The 25,463-nt window shown below is 75.8% G+C and carries 19 protein-coding genes; 8 read left to right on the forward strand and 11 right to left on the reverse strand.

What is annotated here, in order from left to right; genetic code table 11:
• Window positions 1–235 precede the first annotated feature (235 nt).
• Complete coding sequence (locus ACZ3J7_RS34360; RefSeq protein WP_465627320.1) at window positions 236–3,601, forward strand: glycoside hydrolase family 3 C-terminal domain-containing protein; 3,366 nt, start codon at window positions 236–238, stop codon at window positions 3,599–3,601.
• Between the two features lie 83 nt (window positions 3,602–3,684).
• On the opposite strand, the gene ACZ3J7_RS34365 is transcribed toward ACZ3J7_RS34360, so the two are convergent.
• The 6 genes from ACZ3J7_RS34365 to chvE form a co-directional block, all read right to left on the reverse strand.
• Complete coding sequence (locus ACZ3J7_RS34365; RefSeq protein WP_465627321.1) at window positions 3,685–4,809, reverse strand: hypothetical protein; 1,125 nt, start codon at window positions 4,807–4,809, stop codon at window positions 3,685–3,687.
• A gap of 292 nt (window positions 4,810–5,101) precedes the next feature.
• A complete protein-coding gene (locus ACZ3J7_RS34370) occupies window positions 5,102–6,124 on the reverse strand; it encodes a LacI family DNA-binding transcriptional regulator (protein ID WP_465627322.1) in 1,023 nt (340 codons plus the stop codon).
• A gap of 207 nt (window positions 6,125–6,331) precedes the next feature.
• Entirely contained in the window at window positions 6,332–7,570 is a 1,239-nt protein-coding gene (locus tag ACZ3J7_RS34375; RefSeq protein WP_465627323.1) for a serine/threonine-protein kinase, read from the reverse strand.
• Between the two features lie 153 nt (window positions 7,571–7,723).
• Entirely contained in the window at window positions 7,724–8,959 is a 1,236-nt protein-coding gene (gene mmsB, locus ACZ3J7_RS34380) for a multiple monosaccharide ABC transporter permease (RefSeq protein WP_465627324.1), read from the reverse strand.
• Window positions 8,960–8,962: 3 nt separating this feature from the next.
• A complete protein-coding gene (mmsA, locus tag ACZ3J7_RS34385) occupies window positions 8,963–10,510 on the reverse strand; it encodes a multiple monosaccharide ABC transporter ATP-binding protein (RefSeq protein WP_465627325.1) in 1,548 nt (515 codons plus the stop codon).
• Between the two features lie 72 nt (window positions 10,511–10,582).
• Entirely contained in the window at window positions 10,583–11,680 is a 1,098-nt protein-coding gene (gene chvE, locus ACZ3J7_RS34390; RefSeq protein WP_465627326.1) for a multiple monosaccharide ABC transporter substrate-binding protein, read from the reverse strand.
• A gap of 488 nt (window positions 11,681–12,168) precedes the next feature.
• Here chvE and ACZ3J7_RS34395 point away from each other — a divergent pair, with 488 nt between their 5' ends.
• On the forward strand, window positions 12,169–12,546 hold the full coding sequence (locus ACZ3J7_RS34395) for a hypothetical protein (protein ID WP_465627327.1): 378 nt from the start codon (window positions 12,169–12,171) through the stop codon (window positions 12,544–12,546).
• A 60-nt stretch (window positions 12,547–12,606) separates the two neighbouring features.
• Here ACZ3J7_RS34395 and ACZ3J7_RS34400 read toward each other — a convergent pair whose 3' ends face one another.
• Window positions 12,607–14,577, reverse strand: a complete 1,971-nt coding sequence (locus ACZ3J7_RS34400) for a BTAD domain-containing putative transcriptional regulator (RefSeq protein ID WP_465627328.1) — start codon at window positions 14,575–14,577, stop codon at window positions 12,607–12,609.
• A 133-nt stretch (window positions 14,578–14,710) separates the two neighbouring features.
• Here ACZ3J7_RS34400 and ACZ3J7_RS34405 point away from each other — a divergent pair, with 133 nt between their 5' ends.
• Window positions 14,711–15,589 carry an alpha/beta fold hydrolase gene (locus tag ACZ3J7_RS34405; protein WP_465627329.1) on the forward strand — a complete coding sequence of 293 codons (879 nt, stop codon included), beginning with the start codon at window positions 14,711–14,713 and terminating at the stop codon, window positions 15,587–15,589.
• Window positions 15,590–15,637: 48 nt separating this feature from the next.
• Here the strand turns inward: ACZ3J7_RS34405 and ACZ3J7_RS34410 are convergent, their stop codons facing one another.
• Window positions 15,638–16,624, reverse strand: coding sequence for an alpha/beta fold hydrolase (locus ACZ3J7_RS34410; RefSeq protein ID WP_465627330.1), 987 nt, complete (start codon window positions 16,622–16,624; stop codon window positions 15,638–15,640).
• Window positions 16,625–16,781: 157 nt separating this feature from the next.
• On the opposite strand from ACZ3J7_RS34410, the gene ACZ3J7_RS34415 reads away from it, so the two are divergent.
• The gene (locus tag ACZ3J7_RS34415; RefSeq protein ID WP_465627379.1) at window positions 16,782–17,372 is read left to right on the forward strand and encodes a helix-turn-helix domain-containing protein; all 591 of its coding nucleotides are present in this window, start codon (window positions 16,782–16,784) and stop codon (window positions 17,370–17,372) included.
• A 162-nt stretch (window positions 17,373–17,534) separates the two neighbouring features.
• Here the strand turns inward: ACZ3J7_RS34415 and ACZ3J7_RS34420 are convergent, their stop codons facing one another.
• Window positions 17,535–17,930, reverse strand: a complete 396-nt coding sequence (locus ACZ3J7_RS34420) for an STAS domain-containing protein (protein WP_465627331.1) — start codon at window positions 17,928–17,930, stop codon at window positions 17,535–17,537.
• A 158-nt stretch (window positions 17,931–18,088) separates the two neighbouring features.
• Window positions 18,089–18,592, reverse strand: a complete 504-nt coding sequence (locus tag ACZ3J7_RS34425; protein ID WP_465627332.1) for a MarR family winged helix-turn-helix transcriptional regulator — start codon at window positions 18,590–18,592, stop codon at window positions 18,089–18,091.
• Window positions 18,593–18,676: 84 nt separating this feature from the next.
• Between ACZ3J7_RS34425 and ACZ3J7_RS34430 the strand changes: the two genes are divergently transcribed.
• Window positions 18,677–19,870, forward strand: coding sequence for a PP2C family protein-serine/threonine phosphatase (locus tag ACZ3J7_RS34430; RefSeq protein WP_465627333.1), 1,194 nt, complete (start codon window positions 18,677–18,679; stop codon window positions 19,868–19,870).
• A 37-nt stretch (window positions 19,871–19,907) separates the two neighbouring features.
• Here ACZ3J7_RS34430 and ACZ3J7_RS34435 read toward each other — a convergent pair whose 3' ends face one another.
• A complete protein-coding gene (locus tag ACZ3J7_RS34435; protein WP_465627380.1) occupies window positions 19,908–21,776 on the reverse strand; it encodes an amidohydrolase in 1,869 nt (622 codons plus the stop codon).
• Between the two features lie 302 nt (window positions 21,777–22,078).
• On the opposite strand from ACZ3J7_RS34435, the gene ACZ3J7_RS34440 reads away from it, so the two are divergent.
• From ACZ3J7_RS34440 to ACZ3J7_RS34450, 3 genes are all read left to right on the forward strand, one after another.
• Window positions 22,079–22,741 (forward strand): hydrolase, encoded by a 663-nt coding sequence (locus ACZ3J7_RS34440; RefSeq protein ID WP_465627334.1) that lies wholly within the window; start codon window positions 22,079–22,081, stop codon window positions 22,739–22,741.
• Window positions 22,742–22,764: 23 nt separating this feature from the next.
• Window positions 22,765–23,268: a DoxX family protein gene (locus ACZ3J7_RS34445; RefSeq protein WP_465627335.1), complete on the forward strand. Its 504-nt coding sequence runs from the start codon at window positions 22,765–22,767 to the stop codon at window positions 23,266–23,268.
• A 472-nt stretch (window positions 23,269–23,740) separates the two neighbouring features.
• Window positions 23,741–25,330, forward strand: a complete 1,590-nt coding sequence (locus ACZ3J7_RS34450) for an MFS transporter (RefSeq protein ID WP_465627336.1) — start codon at window positions 23,741–23,743, stop codon at window positions 25,328–25,330.
• The last annotated feature ends 133 nt before the right edge of the window (window positions 25,331–25,463 follow it).

Below are 25,463 nucleotides of genomic sequence, written 5' to 3' on the forward strand. Positions count from 1 at the left end.
GTGCGGCCCCCCCACCCCCCCCCCCCCCCCCGGTGGGGCCTCATTTTTTGGGGGGGGGGGGGGGGGGGGCCGGGGGGGCCCCCGGGGGGGGGGCCGGGGGGGGGGGGCCCCCGCCCCCGCCACCCCGCCCGCCCGGCGCCGTCGACGACGCCGCGGCCGCCCCCACCCCACCCCCACCCCCGTTCCCGCGCCCCGAGCCGTCGGCCGGGGTGCCCTTCCGCCGACTGGAGCCGTCGTGCGCCGTCCTCACCCGCGAACCGCCCTGGCCGGGCCGCTCGCCGCCCTCCTGGTGGCCGGGGCCCTGGCCGCCCTCGGCAGTCCGGCGGCGAGCGCCGCCGACCAGCCGTGGACCAACGCGTCCCAGACCCCCGACCAGCGGGCCGACGAGCTGCTCGCCGCGATGACGCAGGCCGAGAAGCTGACCATGCTGCACGGCGGGCCGTCCTGCGGCTACGCGGGATGCGTCCCGGCCAACACCCGCCTCGGCATCCCCGCGCTGCACTTCCAGGACGGCCCGGTGGGCGCCGGCGACGGCCTGACCGGCGTGACCCAGCTCGCGGCCCCGGTGTCCGGCGCCGCCAGTTGGGACCCGGACCTGATGCGCGCCTACGGCCAGGTGCTCGGCGCCGAGCAGTGGGGCAAGGGCACCAACGTGGTGCTCGCCCCGACCGTCAACATCGTCCGGGACCCGCGCTGGGGCCGGGCCTTCGAGTCGTTCGGCGAGGACCCGTACCTGGCCGGGCAGATCGGCGCCGCCGACATCGCGGGCCTCCAGAGCCAGGGCCCGATGGCCCAGGTGAAGCACTTCGCGGTCTACAACCAGGAGACCGACCGCAACACCCCCGCCGACAACGCGGTGGTCTCCGACCGGGCCGAGCGGGAGATCTACCTCCCGGCGTTCGAGGCGGCCGTCCGGCAGGGCGTCGACTCGGCGATGTGCTCGTACTCGGCGGTCAACGGCGCCTTCGCGTGCGAGAACGGGCCGCTGCAGAACGGCGTCCTCAAGGGCGACCTCGGGTTCAAGGGCTTCGTCACCGCCGACTGGGGCGCCACCCACTCCACCGTCGCCTCGGCCAACAACGGCCTGGACGTGGAGATGCCCGGCAGCGACTACTACGGCACCGCGCTGACCAACGCCGTCGACGCCGGCCAGGTGTCGCGGGCGACGATCGACGACCACGTCCGCCGGGTGCTGGTGTCGATGTTCCGCCGGGGCCTGTTCGACCACCCGCAGAACGGCGACCGGGACGCGGTCGTCACCAACGCCGCCAACGCCGCCGTCGCGCAGCGGGTCGCCCAGGAGGGGAGCGTCCTGCTGAAGAACGACGCCTCGGTGCTGCCCGTGGCGCCGTCGGTGAAGTCGATCGCGGTGATCGGCGAGGACGCCGGGGCGGGCGTCATGACCCAGGGCGGCGGCAGCGCCGCCGTCAACGCCCCCCACGTGGTGACGCCCTACCAGGGCATCAAGGCCCGGGCCGGGGCCGGGACCACGGTGACGTTCGCCCAGGGCGGCCCCGCCGCCGACGGCTCGCTGCCGCCGGTGCCGTCCGGCGCGCTCAAGCCGTCCAGCGGCACCGGCACCGGCCTGTACGGCGAGTACCACAACAGCACCGACCTGTCCGGCCCGGTCGTGGCGAGCCGGGTGGACGCGGACATCGACACGGTCTGGGGCGGCCGGTCGCCCGCCACCGGGGTCAACGCCACCAACTGGTCGGTGAAGTGGACCGGCACGCTGACCCCGCCCGTCGGCGGCAGCTACCAGTTCTCGCTGAACAGCGACGACGGCAGCCGCCTGCTCGTCAACGGCCGGCAGGTCATCGACAACTGGTATAACCAGGGCCCCACCACCCGCACCGGCAGCGTCACCCTGACCGCCGGTCAGCCGGTCGACATCGAGGTCGACTACTACCAGGCCGGCGGCGGCAGCAACGCCGCCCTCGGCTGGTCCGTGCCCGGCCAGAGCGCCCACGACCAGGCCGTCGCGGCCGCCCGCGGCTCCGAACTGGCGCTCGTCTTCGTCAGCGACTTCCAGTCCGAGGGCTCCGACCTGCGCGACATCGACCTGTCCGCCGCGCAGAACCAGCTCGTCGCGGACGTCGCCGCCGTCAACCCGCACACCGTGGTGGTCGTCAACAGCGGCTCCGCCGTCACCATGCCCTGGGCGGGTTCGGTGCAGGGCATCGTCGAGAACTGGTACCCCGGACAGGAGGCGGGCACCGCCGTCGCCGCGCTGCTCTACGGCGACGTCAACTTCTCCGGCAAGCTCCCCGTGACCTTCCCGAAGTCGCTCGCCGACGTGCCCGCCGCGACCACCGCCCAGTGGCCCGGCCAGAACGGCGGCGTCCAGTACTCCGAGGGCGTGAACGTCGGCTACCGCTGGTACGACGCCAAGAACAAGGAGCCGCTGTACCCCTTCGGCCACGGCCTCTCCTACACCACCTTCGGCTACTCCGGCCTGACCGTCTCCGCCCCCGACGCCGCCGGCAACGTCGCCGTCGGCTTCGACGTCACCAACACCGGCACCCGGGCCGGCTCCGAGGTCGCCCAGGTGTACGTCGGCCAGCCCGCCGGCAGCGGCGAACCGCCGAAGAACCTGCGCGGCTTCCGGAAGGTCGCCCTCGACCCGGGCGGGACCAAGCACGTCGCCCTGACCCTGGACGCCCGCAGCTTCCAGTACTGGAACGGGAGTTGGACCACCGCGCCCGGAACCCACACCGTCTCGGTCGGCTCCTCCTCCCGCGACCTGCGGCTGACCGCCACGACCACCGTCACCGGCGGCACCGGCAGCGGCGGCCCGGTCCTGCTGCCGCGCACGGGCTGGGCGGCGTCGGCCTCCGCCACCGGTGGGAGTGATGTGGCGGCGAACATGCTGGACGGGTCGGCGGGTTCGCGTTGGTCGTCGGGCGTGCCGATGGCGGCGGGGCAGTCGGTGACGGTCGACACCGGTGCGGTGCGGCCGCTGGCCCGGATCACGATGGACTCGGCCGGCAGCGCGAACGACTACGCCCGCGGCTACCAGGTGTTCCTGTCCTCGGACGGGGTGGCGTGGGGCTCGGCGGTGGCCACCGGCACCGGTACCGGCGCCCTCGTGACGGTCGACTTCCCGGCGCAGAGCGCCCGGTACGTGAAGGTCGTGCAGACCGGCACGTCCAGCTCCTGGTGGTCGATCGCCGAGTTCAACGCCTACACCTCCGGCGGCGCCGTGAGCGTGCTGCCGCGCACGGGCTGGGCGGCGTCGGCCTCCGCCACCGGTGGGAGTGACGTGGCGGCGAACATGCTGGACGGGTCGGCGGGTTCGCGCTGGTCGTCGGGCGTGCCGATGGCGGCGGGGCAGTCGGTGACGGTCGACACCGGTGCGGTGCGGCCGCTGGCCCGGATCACGATGGACTCGGCCGGCAGCGCGAACGACTACGCCCGCGGCTACCAGGTGTTCCTGTCCTCGGACGGGGTGGCGTGGGGCTCGGCGGTGGCCACCGGCACCGGTACCGGCGCCCTCGTGACGGTCGACTTCCCGGCGCAGAGCGCCCGGTACGTGAAGGTCGTGCAGACCGGCACGTCCAGCTCCTGGTGGTCGATCGCCGAGTTCAACGCCTACGGCTGAGCCGGTCCCGGGCGGGCACGGGCCGGAGGCCGGGGATCCGGGGACACGCCGCCGTCGACGGCGCCCGGGAGACCGGGCGCCGGTCAGACGAGGCGGTCGCGGCGGGCGGCGGCGGTCGCGCGGACGAGGTCGGCGAAGCGTTCGTGGCTGCGCCGCTGGCGGGCCTCGGCGTCGCCGGGGCCTTCGTCCTCGTCGGGGTCGGCGGACTCGCCGTGCAGGAGCCAGCAGCCGTGGATGCCGGCGAGGAGGTCTTCGAGGAGGTCGCGGGCGGGGCGCTTGGGGTCGAGCGGGGTGAGGCGGACGGCGACGTCGTCGAGGTCGGGGTCGTCCTCGCCGGTGTGTTCGGCGACGGTCTCCTCGAAGTCCTCCAGTTGGTCGCGCAGCGAGACGGGGTCCAGCAGGAGGCCGTCGGTGATGTGCATGGCGTGACGGACGAGCGCGGTGACGGCCTCGTACGGGGTGGCGCCGTCCTCGATGAGGCCCAGGACGAGGGTGGGGGTCTCGTGGGGGAGGGACTCGATGGTGTCGGCTTCCATGACGACCTGGGTGGGGTCCCCGCCGGAGGACCGGGCGGTGACCTCCGCCGCGGCGGCGAGCCAGTGCGCGGCGGCGACGGCGGCCGCGGTGGGGTCGACGGTGGAGAACAGCGCGGTGGGGCCGAAGGGGTCCTGTTCCAGCAGCCGGTCGGCGGCGGCGACCTGGACGGGGGAGGCGTCCTCGCGGCTGAGGAGGACGGCCTGTTGGGCGCGGCCGGTGAGGTCGCCGAGTTCGGCGTTCTCCACCGAGGCGAGTTCCAGGGCGGCTTCGGCGAGGACGGCTTCCGTCAGGGCCTCCTCGCCGAGGTCGTGGAGGGCGCGTCCGACGCGGTGGGCGGACTCGACCAGGCGGCTGTAGGAGACCATCATCGTGCCGCCGTGCGGCAGGTGCGGGTCGGCGATCGCGCCGGCGACCTTGTCGAAGGCCTCGCGTTCCCGCTCCCGGCGCCGGCCCTCGCTGTCGGGCTCCAGGGAGCCGGCGGCGCTGGCCGGGTGGGTGTAGGTGCGCCAGGCGGCGTCCGACAGTTGGGTGAGGGAGCGGGCCAGGGCCAGCAGCGTGGGGGTCCCGGCGTCGCCCGGCAGGGCGGCGATGCGGGTGGAGAGGTCGCCCTCGCCGGTGCCCCACGAGGCGATCAGTCGATGTTGGTCGAGGTCGACTCCGTAGCGTGTCATGGGTCCTACCTCCGGTGCCTGTCCTGGGAACTGCTGGCGCCGGACAAGTCTGACGCACCGGCCGGAGGTGGGGGTGGCGAATCGCAGGAGGCGGGGCGCGGCCTGCGCGGAGCGCGGTGGGAGCGGGCCGGAGGATCACCGCATCCGGCCCGTAAAGACGATAATAATAACTGGCTTGGAGCGCGACCGGGTGGCAGACCGACGCCGTGGTGCCCTCCCACTCCGGCTCACCCCGGTCCCGTGGTGACCGTCCCGGGCCACCGGTGGCCCGGGGGGGCGCGGTGCTGGGGAACTACCGGGTGGTGGGCGGGAGTTCGCCGGAGCCGCGGGGGATGAGGCGGGTGGGGACGGTGACGGTGCGGGCCCGGGTGCGGTCGCCGTCGAGGCGGGCCAGGGCGATGGCGGCCGCGGTGGTGCCGATGGCGGTGGGGTCCTGGGCGACGGTGGTGATGGCGGGTTGCAGGATCTCGGCGAAGGGCAGGTCGTCGAACGAGACCAGGGCGACGTCGCGCCGGCCGGCCCGGGTGGTGGCCAGGACGGTGCCCATGGCGGCGAAGTTGTTGGCGGCGAGGATCGCGGTGGGCGGCCGCGGGTCGCGCAGGGCGCGCTGGACGGCGTCGGCGGCCTCGGTCTCGGTGTGGCCGTCGAGGAGGAGCGAGCGGTCGTACGGCAGGTCGGCGGCGTCGAGGGCCTCGCGGTAGCCGGCCAGGCGCTCGCGGCGGGTGTAGAGGGTGGCGGGACGGTCGCCGATGAAGGCGATCCGGCGGTGTCCGGCGGCGATCAGGTGGGCGGTGCCCGCGCGGGCGCCGTCCCGGTTGGAGCTGACCACGCTGTCGGCGGCCAGGTTGGTGCCGGGGCGGTCGAGGAAGACCACGGGCAGGCCGTTCGTCCGGGCGGTGCGCAGGTGGGCGTGGTCGGCGCCGGCGGTGGGCACCACCATCAGGGCGCTGACCCGGCGGGCCAGGAAGGTGTCGATCAGGGCGCGTTCGCGGGCGGGGTCGTCGGCGCAGGAGCCCATCAGCAGGGTCAGTCCGCGTTCGCGCACCGCGCTCTCGATGCCGCCGGCGACGGAGCCGAAGAACGGGTTGCCCATGTCGGGGACGATCAGGCCGACGGTGCTGTCCGGGCCGCCGACGCGAATGTTGCGGGCCATCAGGTTGGGCTGGAAGCCGAGCTTCTCGACCGCCGCCAGGACCTTCTGCCGGGTCTCGGGGGAGGTCGGCCCGTCGCCGTTGAGCACCCGGGAGACGGTCTTGGCGCTCACGCCGACCTCCCGGCCGACGTCGGCGAGCGTCGTGCGGCGGGGCGCGGCCATGGACCACCGTTCCGGCTTCGTCGGGCCCGGGCCCGCCGCGCGGGCGGGGCCCGGTCTGGTCAGTTCGGGCGGACGCCGGCCGCCTTCGCGGCGGCATCGTCCGCCACGACAGTACCGCCGCCGTCCCGGCCGACGGTGAGCGCACCGGTCATGACCGCCGGCACCGGGGGCGGGGCGGGGTGTCGCGGGGGCGGCCGGGGCGCCGCGTCACCGCTTCGGTCCTTTGCGGGCCGGCTTCCCGTCCTTCTCCGCCTTCTGCGCCTTCTCCCCCTTCTTCCCGCTGTCGCTGCGGGGCGCCCCCGCCGGGTCGGCCTGCGGGCCGGTGCCGGGGCCGGACGGTGCCGTGGTCCGCGCGGCCGAACCGGCCGGCGTGCCGGTGTCGTCGGGGCTCGCGGTCGGCGTCTGCGGCGGGGCGGTGGAGGGGGTGGGGTCCGGTGCGGGGGTGGAGGCGGGGGCGGGCTGTCGTGCGGGCGGTCCGGCGTGGTGTCCGGTGCCGAAGGCCATGCTTCCGGCCCCGGCGGCGAGCAGCAGGCCGACCGTCCCGGCGGACAGGGCGACGCGCGTGCGCCGGGTGGTGTTCCGGCCCGCCGGTGCCCGGTGGCCGGGGGGCGGGAGCGGCGGTGTCCGCGGGTCGAGCAGGTCCGCGCAGGTCGCGGCGGACGGGCGCTCGCCGGGGTCCGTCCGGGTCATGGCGTGCAGGGCCCGGGCGAGCCGTGCGGGCGTGCCCGGGGGGACGGCGGGGGAGTGCAGCAGGCGGGCCACCGCCGCTTCCATGGGGCCGCCGGGGTAGGCGCGCCGTCCGGTGAGGCACTCGATCAGCAGCAGGCCCAGGGCGTAGACGTCGGCGGGCGGGCGGGCCCCCTCGCCGCGGAGCTGCTCCGGTGCCAGGTAGGCGGGGGTGCCGACGACGAAGCCGGTCCGGGTCGCGTCGGTGTCCTGGGCGTCCTCGTCCGAGGGGTGGCGGGCGATGCCGAAGTCCGTGAGGCGGGGGGTCCCCGCGGTGTCGATCAGGACGTTGGACGGTTTGACGTCGCGGTGGACGACGCCGTGGGCGTGGACGAACGCGAGGGTGCCGGCGAGTTCCCGGCCGAGCCGGAGGGTGGCGGAGGCGGGCAGCGGTGAGGCGCGCAGCGTGTCGGCGAGCGTCGTCCCGTCCACGAGTTCCAGGACGAGGTAGGGGCGGTCGCCGGCGCGGCCGTGGTCGTAGACCTCGACCACGCCGTGGTGCCGGAGCCGGGCGAGCGTCCGCGCCTCGGCGGTGAACCGGCGGGCGAAGTCCTCGGGAGCGCCCCGGTGCAGCACCTTCAGCGCGACCCTCCGGCCCAGGCGGAGGTCGACGGCGCGCAGCACTTCGGCGGCGCTCCCCTGCCCCAGGGTGCCCTCGACCCGGTAGCGGTCGGCGAACAGGACCGTTTCGTCGATGCTCTCCACTGTCGTCACGTTCACACCACTCTCCGTTGCCGGACGGCCGACCCCACCGTGCGGGTGGGCCGTGGTCCGCTGACGGGTACCCCCGATGGGCGGTGTGATGCCCGGCCCGGCCCGGTCGGCACGGGTGCCGGTGCCGGTGCCGCGGCCGGGCGGACGGGCGGGGAGGGGTCAGGAGCCGGCCTTGCGCTTGTTGTAGACGTCGAAGCCGACCGCGGCGAGCAGGACCAGGCCCTTGATCACCTGCTGGTAGTCGGTGCCGATGCCGACCAGCGACATGCCGTTGTTGAGGACGCCGAGGACCAGGCCGCCGATGATCGCGCCGAGCACGGTGCCGACGCCGCCGGAGGCCGAGGCGCCGCCGATGAACGCGGCGGCGATCGCCTCCAGTTCGAAGTTGATGCCGGCCTGCGGGGTCCCGGCGTTGAGGCGGGCGGCGAAGACCAGCCCGGCCAGGGCGGCCAGCACGCCCATGGTGACGAAGGCGAGGAAGACCACCCGCTTGCTCTTCACGCCCGACAGCTTGGCGGCGGCCTCGTTGCCGCCGATGGCGTAGGTGTGCCGCCCGATGACCGAGTTGCGCATCAGGTAGCCGAAGCAGAACAGCAGCACCGCCAGGATCAGCAGCACGACCGGGAAGCCGTGGTAGCTGGCCAGCAGCAGCGTGAAGACCGCCACCGAGGCGGTCACGGCCGCCAGCTTGGCCAGGAAGAAGCCCGTCGGCAGGAGTTCCAGGCCGTACGAGGCGGCCTGGCGGCGGCCGCGGACCTCCTGCAGGAGCGCGACGGCGAGGACGGCGGCGCCGAGCAGCAGGGTGAGGTTGTGGTAGTCGGTGTGCGGGCCGACCTCGGGCAGGAAGCCGCTGCCGATCTTCTGGAAGCCCTTGGGGAACGGGGCGATCGACTGGCCCTGCAGCATGATCTGGGTGCCGCCGCGGAAGACCAGCATGCCCGCCAGCGTCACGATGAACGACGGGATGCCGACGTAGGAGATCCAGAAGCCCTGCCAGGCACCGGCCGCCGCGCCGATCAGCAGGCAGGCGATCAGCGCCACCGGCCAGGGCAGGTGGTGCCGGACCATCATGACGGCCGCCGCCGCGCCGGTGAAGGCGGCCAGCGAGCCGACCGACAGGTCGATGTGCCCGGCGATGATGACGATCATCATGCCGATGGCCAGGATCAGGACGTAGCTGTTCTGCTGGATCAGGTTGGTGACGTTCAGCGGCTGGAGCAGGATGCCGTCCGTCCAGATCTGGAACAGCACCACGATCAGCGCGAGGGCGACCAGCATGCCGTACTGGCGGATGTTCCCGCGCAGCGCCCGGGCGAGGAGGGTCCGGGCGGACGGCCGTCCGGCCGCCTCCGGGGCGGCCTTCCTGGTCTGGGGGGTGGTCCCGGTCTGGGCCATGCGTCACACCTGCTCGTTCTGGGTCGCGGCGCTCACGGTCATGAGGCGCATGAGGGATTCCTGGGTCGCGTCCGCCCGCTCCACCTCACCGGTCAGCCGTCCTTCGGCCATGGTGTAGACGCGGTCGCACAGGCCCAGCAGTTCGGGGAGTTCGGAGGAGATGACCAGCACCGCCTTGCCCTGGGCGGCCAGGTCGGCGATGACGGTGTAGATCTCCGCCTTGGCGCCGACGTCGATGCCGCGGGTCGGCTCGTCGAGGATCAGCACCTCGGGTCCGGCGAAGATCCACTTGCTGAGGACGACCTTCTGCTGGTTGCCGCCGCTGAGCTTGCCGGTCTCCGCGAACACCGAGGGGGCCTTGATGTTCATGGACGCGCGGTAGTGCTCGGCGACCCGGGTCTCCTCGTGCTCGTTGATCCAGCCGCGGCGGGAGACTTTGCCGAGCGCGCCCAGCGAGATGTTGCGGCTGATGCCGTCCGCGAGGTTGAGGCCGAACTGCTTGCGGTCCTCGGTGACGTACGCGATGCCGTGGCCGATCGCCTCGGAGACGGTGCGGGTGCGGATCTCGGTGCCGTTCATCAGGACCCGGCCGCGGGTCCACCGTCCGTAGGAGCGGCCGAAGACGCTCATCGCGAGCTCGGTGCGGCCGGCGCCCATCAGGCCCGCGATGCCGACGATCTCGCCGTGCCGCACGTGCAGCGAGACGCCGTCGACGACGTTGCGGTGGTGGTCGATCGGGTGCTGGACCGTCCAGTCCTCGACGGCCAGCGCGATCCCGCCGATCTGCGGGGTGCGCTCGGGGTAGCGGTGCTCCAGGTCGCGGCCGACCATGCCGCGGATGATCCGCTCCTCGGAGACGCCCCCGGGGCCGACGGCGAGCGTCTCGATGGTGCGCCCGTCGCGCAGCACGGTGACGGAGTCGGCGACCTTGGCGATCTCGTTCAGCTTGTGCGAGATGAGGATGCAGGCGATGCCCTGGGCCTTGAGCTCCAGGATCAGTTCCAGCAGCTTGCGGCTGTCCTCGTCGTTGAGCGCGGCGGTCGGCTCGTCGAGGATGAGGAGTTCGACCTCCTTGGCGAGCGCCTTGGCGATCTCGACCAGTTGCTGCTTTCCCACGCCGATGTCGGCGACCCTGGTCCGCGGGTGCTCGTGCAGGCCGACGCGCCGCAGCAGCTCGGCGGCGTGGGTGAGGGTCCGGTGCCAGCCGATGATCCCGCGGCGGGCGTGCTCGTTGCCGAGGAAGACGTTCTCGGCGATGGACAGGTACGGGACCAGGGCCAGTTCCTGGTGGATGATGACGATCCCGCGCCGCTCGCTGGCGCGGATGTCCCTGAACCGGCAGGGCTCGCCCTTGAACAGGATCTCGCCCTGGTAGGTGCCGTGCGGGTGGACCCCGCTGAGCACCTTCATCAGGGTGGACTTGCCGGCGCCGTTCTCGCCGCAGATCGCGTGCACCTCGCCGGCGGCGACGGTGAGGTTGACGTCGGACAGTGCGGTGACCCCGGGGAAGGTCTTGGTGATCGCGCGCATCTCGAGGACGGGTCCGGCCATGGGGAATCCGTTTCGGCTGTTTCGGCGGGTGCGGGTGCGGGTGCGGTCGGCTGCGGGCGGGCGCGGGCGGGGCTACTTGAGCTGGTCCGCGCTGTACTGGCCGCCGTCGACGAGCACCTTCCGGTAGTTGTCCCTGTCCACGCTCACGGGCTGGAGCAGGTAGGCGGGGACGACCTTGGCGCCGTTGTCGTACTGGGTGGTGTCGTTGGTCTCGGGCTTGCCGCCGGTGAGCAGGGCGTCGCCCATCTGGACGGCGACCTTGGCGAGTTGACGGGTGTCCTTGTAGACGGTCTGGGTCTGCTCGCCGGCGATGATGGACTTCACCGAGGCCAGCTCGGCGTCCTGACCGGTGACGATCGGCAGCGGCTTGCCCGCGCCGCCGTAGCCGACGCCCTTGAGGGAGGACAGGACGCCGATGGAGATGCCGTCGTACGGGGACAGCACGGCGTCCACCCGGGCCGAGGTGTAGGACTTGCTCAGCAGGTTGTCCATCCGGGACTGCGCGAGCCCGCCGTCCCACCGCAGGGTGGCCACCTGGTTGAACGCGGTCTGTCCGCTCTGCACGACCAGCTTCTTGTCGTCGAGGTACGGCTTGAGGACGCTCATCGCGCCGTCGAAGAAGAAGTTGGCGTTGTTGTCGTCCGGGGAGCCGGCGAACAGCTCGACGTTGAACGGGCCCTTGCCGTCCTTGAGACCCAACTTCTCCGCGATGTAGGTGCCCTGGAGCACGCCCACCTTGAAGTTGTCGAAGGTGGCGTAGTAGTCGACGTCCTCGGTGCCGCGGATCAGCCGGTCGTAGGAGATCACCGGGATGTGCGCGTCGGCGGCCTTGCGCAGCACGTCGGTGAGGGAGGAGCCGTCGATGGCCGCGACCACCAGCAGCCTGGCGCCCTTGGTGATCATGTTCTCGATCTGTGAGACCTGGTTCTCCACCACGTTGTCGCCGTACTGCAGGTCGGTCTTGTAGCCCTTGGCCTGGAACTCCTTGACCATGTTGGTGCCGTCGTCGATCCAGCGCTCGGACGACTTGGTCGGCATGGCGATGCCCACCAGGCCGCCCTTGCCGTCGCCCTTGGCCGCACCGTCGCCGACGCCGTTCGCGCTCTGGCCGCATGCGGCCAGGGTCAGCGCCAGGGCGCCTGCGGCGAGGGCCGTCGAAAGCTTCCGCACAATTCCTCCATGGGGGCGCCCGGGCCGGGCCGGCGGGCCGGCCCCGGTGGTGAGGGAGGGCCGGGCTCGACCGACGAGCGGGTGGGCGGGGTCGGGGTGGAGCCGGACGGCGGCCGGACCGGCGCGCCCCTCCCGGGGGAGGGGACGGGTCGTCGACCCGGCGCGGCGAAGGCCCGGGGCTGGTGCGCGCGGTCCGCCCGCAGTCCGGCGTCATCAGAGTGTTAGCGCTCACAGAATCAGCGTCAAGGGGTCGCGCAGCACTGCCCGATGTGGCACCGGCTGCGGTGGAGGCTTTGCGGAGAAGGTTTGACGAAGTCATTGTTAGCGCTAACAATTCGGTGAACATGCCACGCCCGCGGAACCTCGCGATCCGGCCACGGCGCCGTGCACGCTCCGTCACGTCCCGCCCGCCCTGCGCAAACTGACCGGCCATCAGCCGCGCTCACCAACCTGAACGTGCACACCGCCGACCGGGAGAGGGGACACGGGTGCGTCGAAGCCGCACGATCACCGCACTGCTCTCCGCCCGGGCCGGCCTCCTCCTGCTGCTGACGGGACCCGCGGTCGCGGAGGGGTTCGAACCCGGCCCGCCGGCCACCGCGGCCTGTGCCGCCCCGGCACCCGAGGAGCGGACGGAGACCGAGCAGGATCCGCCCGCCGGCGTCCCCGCGCGGCACCTCTCGGCCACGGCCGCCCGGTCGGGACCCGGCACCTGGAACGGGGTGCGGTTCGCCGCGTCCGGCCGGGCCGGCGCCGGGCCCGTCCCGTCGCACGCGCCGGGGAGCGGCCCCGGCGCGCCCCCGACCCACCCGTCCGGACGGACCGGCGGCGCCACCGCCTCCGTGCACCAGGTCTTCCGCTGCTGAGCCGGCCCGGGCCGCCTCGCTCGCCCCGCCCGTCCCGCCCGCGCCGGCGGGCGCCCTGGCTCAGCGCCCGTCGGCGCAGGCCTCCGCCTCCGCCAGGTAGCGGGCCACCGGCCCCAGGGTCAGCAGTCCGCTGGCCGCGCCCGCGTGTTCGGCCCGGGCGGGGCGCAGGGCCGCCGCGGCGCGGGCGGCGGCCCCGGGCTCGCCGAGGCGGGCGGCCGCGTGGGCGGTGAGGGACCAGAGCGCCTCCTGCAGGTGGTCGCGGGGCGGTGCGGGGGCGGCGGCGAGGGCGGCGCGGGCCTCCTCGGTCCGGTGCCGGGCGAGCAGCACCAGGGGGCGGGTCCACGGGCGGTAGGGGCCCCAGTCGAGGGCGGGGTCGGTGGGCGCGGGGCGGTCGTGCAGGAGGCGCAGGCCCAGCAGGGCGAGGGCGAACAGGCCGCGGTGCAGGCCCGGCATGGCTCCCGTCGCGGCGAGCGCGTCCTCGGCGGCGCGGTAGCGGGCCGCGACGGTGGCGGCGCCCGGCCCGCCGGGGCCGGTGCTGCGGGCGGCCGCGGCCCGGGCCCCGTACCAGGCGGTGAGGACGGGCACGAGGGAGGCCTCGGTGGTGGCGGCGAGCCGTTCGGCGGCCTCGGCGTGCGCGGCCGCGGCGTCCAGGTCGCCGAGCGCGGAGGCGGACTGCAGGCGGACGAGCCGCCCCAGCACGGCGAAGTTCGGCAGGTCGTGCCGGGTGGCGAGGTCGAGGAGCTCGGCGCCGGTCGCGTCCCGGGCGGCCGCGAGCCCGGGCCGGGCGAAGGACTGGAGGAAGACGCCGTTGAGGGCGAAGGCCAGCAGGGCGGGGTCGTCCAGGCGCCGGGCCAGCGCCTCGGCTTCCCGCGCGGCCCGGGCGGCCCGCCGCAGCGCGCCGTCGGACAGGTCGGCGCTGCGGCTCTCGACCGCGACGGTGGCCAGCAGGCGGGCCCGCGAGGCGGCGGGTCCGTCGGGGCCGAGCGCGGCGAGGGTGCGTTCGGCGGCCTCGACGACGGCCCGGGACTGCCCGGGGTCGTCCGCCCGGCTCCACAGGGCGGGCACGTCGTAGGCGCCGATGACGCGGGCGGTCAGGGCGGCGTCCCCGGTGCGCTCCGCGGCCAGGGCGGCGGCGAGGCGGTCGCGCCGCGAGTGGGCCAGGGCGTCGCCGCCCGCCAGGGCCAGGGTGCGGGCCAGTTCGACGGTGGTGCGCGGGCCGAGCCGGACGCCGCCGGGCCGGGCGGGGTGCGGGGCCGGGGCCGGGGGCGGGGACGGCGGGGCGCCCTGGAGGATGTCCGCCTCCAGGCGGCGCAGTTCGGCCCCGGGGTCGAGCCCGAGCCGGTCCGCCAGCATGGTGCGGGCGCGGCGGAGGGTGGCCAGTGCGTCCGCCTGGCGGCCCGCCCGGTGCAGGGCCCGGGCCAGCAGTCCCCAGGCCGGTTCGCGCCAGGGGTGTTCGGCGACGTGGGCGCCGAGCCCGGCGACGAGGTCGGCCCCCGCGCCCGCGTCGAGGAGCAGGCGGGCGCGCAGTTCCGTCGCCTCCAGCCGCAGTTCCTCCAGCCTGGTGCGCTCGCGCCGGGCCCAGGCGGCGGCGGTCACGTCGGCGTAGGCCGGGCCGCGCCAGGCGGCGAGGGCCGCGTCGAGGCCGGCCGGCGCGTCGGGGCCGCCCGGCCCGTCGGGGGCGCGCCGGGCCCGGGCCAGGGCGTCCTCGAAGCGGTGGACGTCGACGTCCTCGCGGGGCAGCCGCAGGGCGTAGCCGGGGCCCTCGGTGACCAGCAGGCGCGGCGGGGTGCGGGGCGGACGCCCGGGTTCGAGGGCCCGGCGCAGTGCGGCGACGAAGGTGCGCAGGGCCCCGACGGCGCGCGGCGGCGGGTCGCCGGGCCACAGGTCGTCGACCAGGGTGTCGGTGGCGACCAGTCGGCCGTCGGCGGCGACGAGCCGGCCCAGCACCTCCCGGTGGCGGGGCCCGCCCAGGTCGACGGGGGTGCCGTCGTCGTGGAGGGCCCGGACGGAGCCGAGCACGTCGATGCGCATGCCCCCATCCTCCGGGTCCGGGGGCGCCGCGTCGAAGCGTGCTGATCGGCTGCTGATCGCCGTCGTCCAGGCTGGTCGCACCAGTCCCGGACCGGGTTCCCGCCGGTCCGCCGACCCCTGGAAGGGGCCTCCCGTGACGTTCACCGTTCCCGGTTTCGACCACGTCCGCCTGCCCGGCGCGGACGGGGTGGAGCTGGCCGCCGCCGTCGGCGGCGGCGGCAGTCCGGTCGTGCTGCTGCACGGCTTCCCGCAGACCCACCTGATGTGGCGGCACGTGGCCGGGCGGCTCGCCGACCGGCACACGGTGATCTGCCCCGACCTGCGCGGCTACGGCGCCAGCGACAAGCCGGCCGCCACCGGTCCCGAGGTGTACTCCAAGCGCGCCATGGCCGCGGACGTGGTCGCCCTGGCGGCGGCGCTCGGCCACGAGCGCTTCGCCCTGGTCGGCCACGACCGGGGCGCCCTGGTCGCCTTCCGGGCCGCTCTGGACCACCCGGAGGCCGTCACCCACCTGGGCGTCCTCGACGTGGTGCCGACGCTGGACATGTGGGACGTGCTGCACGGCGTCCCGGCGGCGGTCGGCTACCACCTGTACCTGATGGCGCAGCCGCCGGGACTGCCGGAGACGATGATCGCCAACAGTGCGGACGCGTTCTTCGGCTCGTTCCTGGACGCCTGGGCGAACGACCCGGCCGCGCTGCCGCCGGAGGTGCGCGCCGCCTACCTGCGGGCGAGCGCCGCGGCGGTGCCGTCGATCGTCGCGGACTACCGGGCCTCGGCCGGCGTCGACGTCGCCCACGACCGGGCCGACCTGGACGCCGGGTCGCAGCTGGCGATGCCCGTGACGGTGGTCCAGCAGGACTGGGGCGCCCGGCTGGGCTACGACGCGGCCGGGGTGTGGCGGGCCTGGGCCCCGGACCTGGACCACCGGCTGACCCGGGCCGGGCACTTCATGGCCGAGGAGGCGCCCGACGAGATCGCGGCGGCGATCCGCGACCTGCTGCTCCGCTGAGCCCCCGGCCCCCGCCCGCGCGTGGCCGGGGCGGGGGCCGGCGGCGGCTCAGCCCCGGAGGGTGGCGAGCCAGTCGGTGAGCAGCCGGTTGACCTCGTCGGGGCGCTCCTGCTGGATCCAGTGGCCGCAGCCCTCCAGGAGGTGGGAGGCGGTCAGGCCGGGGAGGGTGGCGGGGTGCGCGTCGACGGCGTCGGACATCCAGGTGGTGGAGGCGTCCAGGGTGCCGCCGATGAACAGGGACGGCTGCTCGACCGGGGCGCCGCGGTACGGGGCGAGGTCCGCCCAGTCCCGGTCCAGGTTGCGGTAGCGGTTGAGCGCGCCGGTGAACCCGGTGCGCTCGAACTCCCCGGCGTAGAAGTCGAGGTCGTCCTCGCCCAGCCAGGCCGGGCGGACGCCCGCGGGGAAGCGGTCGCGCAGCCGGCCGCCGGGGGTGAGGAAGTGCGGGTCGGGCTCGTGCGGGGCGGGCATGGTGTCGGCGGACAGGGCCGCGTAGAAGCCCGCGAGCCAGCCCCGGACGTCGGGCTCGATCTCCGCCTCGGCGCGGCCGGGCTCCTGGAAGGCGGAGACGTAGAACTCCTGCCCGGGGCCCCCGACCCGGCGGAAGACCTCGGTGGGGCGGGGGCCGCCGGGCGGTGCGTAGGGGACGCTCAGCAGGCCGACGGCCCGGAAGACGCCGGGGTGGAGCAGGGCGGAGGCGGCGGCGACGGGGGAGCCCAGGTCGTGGCCGACGACCACCGCCTCCTCCTCGCCGAGGGCGCGCACGACGGCCACGTTGTCCTCCACCAGGTCGAGCATCCGGTAGGCGTCGACCGCCGCCGGCCTGGAGGAGCGGCCGTACCCGCGCATGTCGATCGCCACCGCCCGGTGGCCGGCCGCGGCCAGGGCCGGGAGCTGGTGGCGCCAGGAGTACCAGGACTCGGGGAAGCCGTGCACGAGCAGGACGAGCGGGCCGGTGCCCTGCTCGACCAGGTGCAGCCGCCCGGCGGGGGTCCGGACGGTGCGGTGGCGGGGTGCGGCGGTCGGCTCGGATCGCACGGCTGCTCCTCGGTTCGTGGTGTGCGCGGCTGTCCGTCGATCATGCGGCGCGCCGCCCGACCGGCGCGACGACCGTTGCCGTTCTGGCAAACTCGCAGCAGGGGGCGGTGCGGGGCGGAGGAGGACGAGGGTGGCAGCCGACAGCACGCCGGACGCGATGGGACTCCGGCTGCGGGCCGCGCGCGAGCGCGGCGGGGCGACGCTCAGCGCCGTCGGCCGCGCCACCGGCATCCCCGTCAGCACGCTGTCCCGGATCGAGAACGGCCGGCGCCGGCCCACCCTGGACGTGCTGCTGCGCCTGGCGGAGGAGTACGGCGCCTCCCTGGACGAACTGGCCGGCCGGGCGCCCGCCCCCGCGCCCGAGCCGCGCGTCAGGGCGCCGCTGGGCTTCGGCGACGGCAAGGCGGTGCTGCCGCTGACCCGGTACGTCGGCGGCCTGCACGCGCACAAGCACGTGCTGCCCGCCCTCGACGGCCCGCCGGTCCGGCCCCGCCGGGCCTCCCACGAGGGCCACGAGTGGCTGTGCGTGCTGTACGGGCGGCTGTGGCTCGCGCTCGGCGACCGGGACCTCGTCCTGACCGCCGGGGAGGTCGCCGAGTTCGACACCCGGACCCCGCACGGGGTGGCCAACGCGGGCCCGGACGGCCCGGTCGAGTACCTGGCGGTGTTCGGACCGCAGGGCGAGCGGCTGCGGCCGCGCACCCCGCCGCCCGCCCGGGGCGGTGGCGGCGGGCCGACCGCCGGGTGAGCGGCCGCGACGGGCCGTGACGGGCCGCCTGCCGAGGGCTGAGGCCGCCCGGACGGGGTAGGCGGCCAACCGGACGCCGGAGCGGAGGAGCGGAGCGGGTCGATGGAGTTCGGACGCGGTCGTACCGCCCCGCCCGGTGCGGCCGGGCGGAGCGGCGGGGGCTCAGTGGCCCGCGCTGAGCGCGCTCGTGTCGGTCCGCGCTTCCGGCCGGGGGCGGAGCACCGGCGCGACCAGGCCCAGGACGGTGGCGGTGCCGGTGAGGGCCGCCAGGCGGACGAGCCGCGGAGAGGGGTTCTCCAGGTGGAAGGTGCCGCCGGCGTCGGCGATCCGGCGACGGGCACGCAGGAGCGCACCGAGTCCGGCGCAGTCGCAGAAGGACAGGGCGGAAGCCTCGATGATCATGATGCGGGGACGGCCCAGGAAGGCCTCCCGGACGGCGGCCTCGACTTCGGGGACGGTGTCCAGGTCGAGTTCGCCGGACAGGCGCAGGTGGGCGACGGTCGCGTGAACGACGACCGTCGCGGTCAGCTGCTCCGGTGGTACCGGTTGTTCGGCCATGCAGGCCTCCCTTCACCGGGCGGTGCACGAGGCGCTGCCCGGGACCGCGAGTTGCGGTCCCTCCACCCTAGAGGGAACATTTGCCCTTCGACAACATTCCACCTCCGGCAACGATTGTCGGATCGTCGCACGGAGCCGGTGCGGCCGGGCCTGGAACCTCAGGCCGTCAGCGTGCTCGGCGGGGCCTCGGCGCTCCCCCCGGCACCCACCGCGGTGCGGCGGGCCGCGACGGCCCGGAACGCCTCCAGCCCGGCCATCAGCGCACCGCGCTCGGCCGGGGACATGTCGTCGAGCACCGCCGCGAGCGCCCGCTCCCGGGCGGCGCGCAGGTCGGCCAGGAAGGCCAGCCCGGTCGGCGTCAGGTGCAGCTCCAGCTCGCGCCGGCTGGTCGTGCTGGCCGCGCGCCGCACCAGCCCGGCCGCCTCCAGGCGGTCGCACAGCCGGCTGACCGACGAGGGGCGCGAGTCCAGGGCCTCGGTGAGGGTGCGCAGGTTGATGCCGTCGCTCTCCGCCAGCACGTAGAGGACGCGCAACTGGGACACCGACACCGGCCGGGCCTCCAGCTCGCGCCCGCCGCCCCAGAGCACCTCCAGCAGCTCCACCACCGACGACGCGGTCGCGGCGTCGTCGGTGCGGTCCGGGAACGCGGGGACGAGGTCCATGGGTCCATCCTGACACCCCCCTCCCGGCCCACCACAACCCGTCGGCACGACCGGTCGACACCGAAGAGGAGAAGGAGCACCCAGGTGACGGAAAACCTGTCCGCGGTGGAGCGCGCCCTGCGCGCCGCCGCCCCGTACGCCCTGTTGGAGACCCTGCGGGAGAGCCTCGTCCGGCTGTACGGCGTACCAGAGGCCGAACTGCTGCTCGCCGACTACAGCCTGACCGTGCTCCAGCGGGTCACCGACCTGCCGTACACCGCCCCGCCGGTCCCGGTGCACACCAGCGCCCCCGGGCGGGCCTTCGGGTCCCAGCAGCCCTTCGCCGAGGCCGGGCCGGACGGCGGCCCGGCCGTGCTGCACCTGCCGGTGACCGTGCGCGGCGACCGCCTCGGCGTCCTGAGCCTCGTGCTGGACGGCGTCCACCTCACGCCGCAGCGGCAGGAGGAGTTCCGGGAGATCGCCGAGATCCTCGGCCACCACCTCGTGGTGGCCGAGCGGGACACCGACCTCTACCTCCAGGCCCGCCGCAAGAGCCGCCTCACCCTGGCCGCCGAGATGCAGTGGCAACTGCTGCCGGCCCGGGCCTGCGCCCGGGAGGAGTACGCCATCGGCGCCCAGCTGGAACCCGCCTACGCCATCCGCGGCGACAACTTCGACTGGGCCGCCACCGAGGACCGGCTCACCCTGACCGTCACCAACGGCATGGGGGAGGGCATCGACGCCGCGCTGCTCACCAACCTCGCCGTCAACGCGCTGCGCAACGCGCGCCGCGCCGGCGTCGACATCGCCGACCAGGCGGCGCTGGCCGACCAGGCCGTGTACGGGCAGTACCGGGGCGAGGTGTACGTCTCCGTGCTGCTGCTGGAGTTCCACCTGGACACCGGCCTGGTGGAGATCGTCGACGCGGGCTCCCCGCGGCTGCTCCGGCTGCGGGGCGGCACCGTCCAGCACGTCCCCTTCGAAGCGCAGCTGCCGCTCGGCCTGGCCGACGGCACCCCGTACCGGGCGCAGCGCATCCGGCTGGAGCGCGGCGACCGGCTGGTCTTCGTCAGCGACGGCGTGCACGCCGCCGCCTCGACGTCCGGCGAGGAGTACGGCGCGGCACGGCTGCCCCGCGCCATCCAGGAGACCCGGCTGCTGCCGGCGGCCGAGGTGCCGCGGGCGATCCTGACCGCCCTCGCCGCCCACCGCGACGACGAGGCCCTGGACGACGCCCTCGTCGTCTGCCTCGACTGGAAGGGCCGGCACCCCGCCCCGGCCGACGCCCCGCTCGCCTGACCTCCCTCGGGGGGCCGACGGCGGAGGCGGGTGGACGTCAGTGGAAGCAGGGGTCGAGCAGGCCGGGGCCGGGCTGCCCGGGGGCCGCCAGGCCGCGGGCCGTGCGCCAGGCCAGGTGCAGGTCGGCCTCGGCGGCGGCCTCCTCGACCCGTTCGGCCTGGCGGACGCCGGCGGGCGCGGCGCGGTAGCCGCCGAAGCGGGCGACCGGGCTCCAGGCGGGGGTGACGGGCGGCAGGGGGGCGGCGAGCGCCTCGTGTTCCAGGGCGCCGTGGACGATCCGTCCGCCGACGACGGTGAGGACGGATTCGATGTGCGGCAGTTCGGCCTCGGGGGCGGTGAACCAGTCCGCGCTGAGCACCGCGAAGTCGGCGTAGCAGCCCGGGGCGAGGCGGCCCTTGACGTCCTGCTCGCCGGTCAGGCGGGCGCCGCCGAGGGTGTAGAGCTCCAGGGCCTGCTCGCGGCTGAGGCGGTTGCGGTCGGCGGCGAGGCGGCGGCCGCCCACGGTGCGGCCGCTGACCAGCCAGTGCAGGGCCACCCACGGGTTGTAGGAGGAGACCCGGGTGGCGTCGGTGCCGGCGGCGACCGTCAGGCCCCGGTCGAGCATGGCGCGCAGCGGCGGGGCCTCGGCGGCGGCCTGGGCGCCGTAGCGGTCGAGGAAGGCGCCGCCCTGGAAGGAGAGCCGGTTCTGCACCGAGACCGCGCCGCCGAGCGCGGCGATCCGGTCGAGGCTGGCGGGGCCGACCGTCTCCGCGTGGTCGAACAGCCAGCGGCCGGAGCCGGGGAACAGGCCCTCGGCGGCGAGCCGTTCGAGGACGGCGAGGTCCCGCCGGATCGTCTCGTCGTAGGTGGCGTGCAGCCGGAAGCCCCAGCCGTGCTCCCCGAGCAGCCGGACGGCCTGCTCGAACTCGGCTTCGTAAGGGCCGAGTTCGGGACGCGGCTCGGAGAAGTTCTCGAAGTCCGCGGCGGCCCAGGTGAGGTTCTCGCCCGCGCCGTTGAGGCGTAGCCAGGCGTCGCCGTCGCCGGGGCGGACGGTGGAGGTCCAGCGGCGCAGGTCGTCGAGTTCCTGTCCGGCGGTCTGCGGGAACAGGTGGTAGGCGATCCGCAGGGTGAGCTCGCCCCGGCGGGCCAGCGCGGTGACGGCGGCGTAGTTCTCCGGGAAGCTCTGGAAGCCGCCCGCGGCGTCGATCGCCGAGGTGAGGCCGAAGCGGTTCAGCTCGCGCAGGAAGTGCCGGGTGGAGGCCTCCCGCTCGGCCTCGTCGAGGACGGGGGCCTTGGCGAGGGTGGAGTAGAGCAGCAGCGCGCTCGGGGCGGCGAGCAGCAGCCCGGTGGGCAGGCCGTCGTGACCGCGGACGATCTGGCCGCCGGCCGGGTCGGCGCTGGCGCGGGTGAAGCCGGCGGCGCGCAGGGCGGCCCGGTTGAGCAGCGCCGACTGGTAGAGGTGCAGGACGAAGACCGGTGTCCGCGGGGCGGCGGCGTTCAGTTCGGCGAGGGTCGGCAGGCGGCGTTCGGCGAACTGCTCGGCGGACCAGCCGCCGACCACCCGGACCCACTGGCCGGGCGGGGTGCGCTCGGCCTGCTCGCGCAGCATCGCCAGCGCCTGCCGGAGCGTCGGCACCCCGTCCCAGCGCAGCTCCAGCACGTAGTTGAGGCCGCCGCGGATCACGTGCAGGTGCGCGTCGTTGAGGCCCGGCACGGTGCGGCGGCCGAGGGCGTCGACGACCCGGGTGTCCGGGCCGACCAGCGGCGCGGTGTCGGCGTCGTCGCCCACCGCGACGACCAGGCCGTCCCGGACCGCGAGGGCGGTGGCGGCGGGGCGGCGCGGGTCGCCGGTGTGGATCCGGGCGTTGCGCAGGACGAGGTCGGCGGGGGAGGCGGGAGTCGCGGGGCGGATTCCGGTGACGGGCATGCTGGACAACGGGGTTCCTCCGGTCGGGGGTGGGCGGCGCACCGGGCGGTCGGCCGGTCACGGCTGGTCCCGGGCACGCTAGGTCGGCCCGGCCGGGCCGGATCGCCGCTGCGCGCACCGCGGTCGGACCGGCCGCGCACGGCTCGCGGACCGCGCCGCGGCGGTGCGCCGACGGAACAGTCGCGGGGCGCCGGAGGGCGCGCCGGGGCCCCGGCGGCGGCCTAGCGTCCTGGGGACGGCGCCGAGGGCGGTCGCCCCGCGCCGTCCCGACGCCCTGTCAACTCCCCCGGAAGGAACGACCCATGGTCGATCTCGCCGCCGTCCAGGCCGCGCCCGCCCCCGATCTGCTCACCCCGGAGAACGCGGTGATGCTCTTTGTCGACCACCAGCCGCAGATGTTCTTCGGCACCGGCAGCGGCGACCGGACCGCGATCGTCAACGCGACGGTCGCGCTGGCCAAGGCCGCCCGGGTCTTCGACGTGCCGGTGGTGCTCTCCACGGTCGCCGCCGCCTCGTTCTCCGGGCCGATCCTGCCGCAGCTGCGGTCGGTGTTCCCGGACCACGAGGTGATCGACCGCACCACGATGAACGCCTGGGAGGACCCGGCGCTGGTGGACGCGGTGCGGGCGACCGGCCGCACCAAGATCGTGCTGTCCGGCCTGTGGACCGAGGTGTGCCTGGTGCTGCCCGCGCTGTCCGCCCTCGACCAGGGCTACGAGGTGTACGTGGTCGCGGACGCCTCCGGCGGCGTCACCCCGCAGGCCCACGAGCACGCCCTGCAGCGGATGACCGCGGCCGGGGCGGTCCCGGTCACCTGGCTGCAGGTGCTGCTGGAACTCCAGCGCGACTGGGCCCGGACCGCCACGTACGGGCCGGTGACCGAACTGGTCAAGGAGCACGGCGGTGCGTACGGCCTGGGCCTGGTCTACGCCCAGACCATGATCGACCCGCACGCCGCGGGCTGACGCCGGACCGGGGAGGCGTCATCGTGAACACCGGTCTGCTGCTGCTGCGGCTCACGGTGGGCCTGCTGATCGCGGGCCACGGCATCCAGAAGGTCAGCTTCCGGCTGGGCGGCGCCGGACTGGCGGGCGGCGCCGCCGAGTTCCGCGGCGACGGCTTCCGCGGGGGCCGGCTGACCGCCTTGGCGGCCGGCGGCACCCAGGCGGGCGCCGGACTGATGCTGGCCGCCGGGCTGCTCACCCCGCTCGCCGCGGCGGGCGTCGTGGGCGTGATGGCCGTCGCGGTCACCGTCAAGCGCCCGCACGGGCTGTGGGTCCAGCACGACGGCTACGAGTACCCGCTGGTGCTGGTCCTGTCCGGCGCGGCGCTCGCCGCCACCGGGCCGGGCCGCTGGTCACTGGACGCCGCGCTGGGCCTGACCCCGTGGCCCGCCTGGTGGGCGGCCGCCGCCGACGCCGCCGGGATCGGCGGAGCGCTCGCCGTCCGGGCGCTCCTGCACCACCCCGCGCCCATCGACGCGCCAACCTGAGACCACCCGGCCGCACCCGCCCGCCCCAGCCACCGCTGCGGCGGGCGGTCCCCGTCCGCCGCCCGCACGCCCGCCGGCTTTTTGAGGGCTTGGGAGCTTGGCAGCTCAGGAGCTTGGCGGCTTGGCGGCTTGGCAGGTCGGGAGCTGGCCCGTTGGCCCGCTCGACAGCTTGTCCGTTGGCCTCCTGGCTGCTCGGTAGCTTGTCCGCTCGCCCGCTGGCCCGTTCGCCTGCTTGGCAGCTCGCCCGCTCGCTTGCTGGCCCGCTGGCCCGCTGGCCCGCTGGCCCGCTGGCGCGCTGGCGCGCTTGGTGGCACGCCCGCTGGCCTGCTGGCAGCTCATCCGTTCGGCAGCTGGCCTGCTGGCCTGCTCGCCCGCTCGCCTGCTGGCCCGCTCGGCAGCTCATCCATTGGCCCGTCCGCCCGTCCGCCCGTCCGCCCGTCCGCCCGTTCGCTCGTCCAGGAGGTCCTCCGTCATGCCCACTGCCTGGGCCCCGTTGCGGGAGCGGGTCTTTCGCGCCCTGTGGCTGGCGCAGTTCGCGTCCAACGTGGGTGGTTGGGTGCAGACCGTCGGCGCCCAGTGGCTGCTGGTGGGTCACGGTGCGCAGGCCGTCGCCCTGGTGCAGGTCGCCGCCGGGCTGCCGGTGCTGCTGCTGGCGCTGCCGGGTGGCGTGCTGGCCGACTCGGTCGACCGGCGGCGGTTGCTGCTGGTCGTCCAGGGGGCGCTCGCGGCGGTCGCCGCCGTCCTCGCCGTCCTCGCGCTGGCCGGTCGGGGCTCCCCGGCCGTCGTCCTGTGCGGCACCTTCGTGCTCGGCTGCCTCACCGCGGTCGGCGCGCCCGCCTGGCAGGCCCTGCAGCCCTCGCTGGTCCCGCGCGGTCTGCTGCGGCAGGCGTCCGCCCTCGGCGCGGTCAACATGAACCTGGCCCGGGCGGTGGGCCCCGCGCTCGGCGGCCTGCTGGTCGCCGCGGCGGGCGCGGGCTGGACGTTCGCGGTCAACGCCGCGTCCTTCCTCGCCGTCCTGGCCGTGCTGGCGCTGCGTCCGCCGCCCGCCGCCGACGCCCCGCGCCGCCGCGAGCCGGCCGCGGCCGCGCTGGCGGCGGGGCTGCGCTACGTCCGGCACGCGCCGCGGGTGCGGCGGATCATGCTGCGCACCGCCCTGTTCGTCCCGGGGGCCGGCGCGCTGTGGACGCTGCTGCCGGTCGTCGCGGCCGAACGCCTGCGTACGGGCTCCGCCGGGTACGGGCTGCTGCTGGGCGCGGTCGGCGCGGGCGCGGTCCTCGGGGCGCTGGCACTGCCCCGGATCGCCGGGCGGATCGGCGGTACGGGGCTGCTGGCGGTCGCCGCCGCGGTGACGGCCGGTGCGCTGCTGTCGCTGGCCGCGACCCGGGACGCCCGCTGGGCGGTGCCGGTGCTGGCGGCGGCCGGGGCGGCGTGGATCTGGGCGCTGGCCACCCTCAACGCGGCCCTCCAACTGGAGCTGCCCGGCTGGGTGCGGGCCCGCGCGGTCGCGGTCCACCTGGTGGTCTTCCAGGGCGGGCAGGCCCTCGCGGCGCTCGCCTGGGGCCGGATCGCGGCCCTGTGCGGGGCCGGTGCCGCGCTGGGCGCCGCCGCCTGCCTGCTGGCGGCCGGCGCGCTGACCCTGCGGCGGCTGCCGCTCCCGGCGGGCCGCGCCGACCCCGGCCCCGCCGACTGCTGGCCGGAGCCGGTCGGGCCGGGGGAGCCCGGGCCGGCCGACGGTCCCGTCCTGGTGCTCGTCGAGTACCGGGTCGCCCCCGCCGACCAGGGCGCGTTCGCGGCCGCGATGGACGCCGTCGGCGGGGCGCGCCGCCGGACCGGCGCCACCGCCTGGGGCCTGTTCCACGACCTGGCCGACCCGGGCCGCGTGCTGGAGAGCTTCACCGTCGCGTCCTGGGACGAGCACCTGGCCCAGCACGACGACCGCGGCACCGCCGACGACCGCGCCCTCGACCGGGCGGCCCGCCGCCTGCTGCGCGCCGCCCCGTCCGTCACCCACGCCCTGGCCGCCCCGCCCGTGCGCGGGCCGGCGCGCCCATCGGTCGAATGACCAGTCCTCCCCGGTGCGCCCGGCGCCGCGCCCGCCGCAGGGCCGACGGCGTCGGCGCAGCTCAGCGGCGTTCCCACCGGCCCGGCGGGCGGTCGGCGAGTCGCGCCGGGCGGCCCGGCGGAGCTTGGCCGTC

The sequence above is a fragment of the Kitasatospora sp. NPDC015121 genome (assembly GCF_055562955.1).